1 protein-coding gene is annotated in these 1,070 nt (G+C 72.8%); it reads right to left on the bottom strand.

The genetic code is table 11. The features are described from left to right. Window positions 1-1,007, bottom strand: a 1,007-nt coding sequence (locus I6A81_RS00090; RefSeq protein ID WP_203008573.1) for an acyl-CoA dehydrogenase family protein, incomplete at its 3' end; no start/stop codon positions are given. Between the last annotated feature and the right edge of the window lie 63 nt (window positions 1,008-1,070).

The raw sequence follows: 1,070 nt of genomic DNA, 5'->3' as shown, positions 1-1,070 counted from the left end.
GTCTCCGCCGACGTCTCGGTCGTCTCCGCCGCGAGCGCGCCGGCCAGCGCGAGCGCGTGGCCGTCGCCCGCACCGAAGCCCTGCTCGAGCACCCAGGCCCGCTTGAGGAAGTAATGCGCAAGCATCTCCCAGGTGAACCCCATCCCGCCGAGCACCTGGACAGCGGCCCGGCCGTTACCGATCCCGGCCTCACCGGCCAGCAACTTCGCGGCGCTCGCCGCGCGCACCGCGTCCCCGGCACGCGGGTCGTCGATCATCGCGGCGGCCGCGTAGGTGGCGCTGCGCGCGAGCGCGACCCGCACGTACATGTCGGCGAGCAGGTGCTTGACGGCCTGGAACGAACCGATCGGCACACCGAACTGCCTGCGCCCAGCCGCGTAACCCGTCGCCGTGTCCAACGCGCCCTGCGCGACACCCACCAGCAACGCCGCCGACAGCGTCGTACCCAACAACCCCAGACGCGCCGCCTGCCCGGCGTCACCGATCACCCTGCCCGCCGGCAGGGACTCGAACACGGCCGTCGGCGTCAGCGGATCAAACGGCTCCCCGGCCACCGACGCCGGCAGATCCGCCGCCTCCAGCCGCTCGACGCGGTCGGGATAGACCACGACCAGCACATCGCTCTCCGCGGCGTGCTCGACGACGACCGGGCCACCCGGCAGCCCGGGATCGACCCGCGCCCCCGTGACCCGGATCTCACCCGCGTCGACGCCCGGCACGAGCGGGGCGGCGATCGTCGACCACAGCAGCGGGCCGACGCACAGGTGCCGGCCCAGCTCCTCGAACGCGATCGCGACCTCCGCGGCGCCACCAGAGCCGTCCGCTGTGTCGTCGGAGTCCGGGACCAGCATGCCGAGCACGCCGATGCCCGCCAGCTCCGACCAGGCGGCGGCGTCGGCCGGCTTGCCCTCGCGCGACGCGACCGCCGCCACGTCGAAATGGCCCTTGCAGAACGACACCACGGTGTCGCGCAGGGCGAGCTGCTCGTCACTGAGACGGAAGTCCATGCGGTGACGCTTCCCTCTGCCTCGCTGTGGTCGGCCGCATGCGGCTCGCTGGAAATATCTAGA

This window comes from Frankia nepalensis, from assembly GCF_016786325.1.
Taxonomy (GTDB): domain Bacteria; phylum Actinomycetota; class Actinomycetes; order Frankiales; family Frankiaceae; genus Pseudofrankia; species Pseudofrankia nepalensis.
The sequence above is the reverse complement of the archived record's forward strand: the minus strand, read 5'-3'. Positions and strand labels throughout refer to the sequence as shown.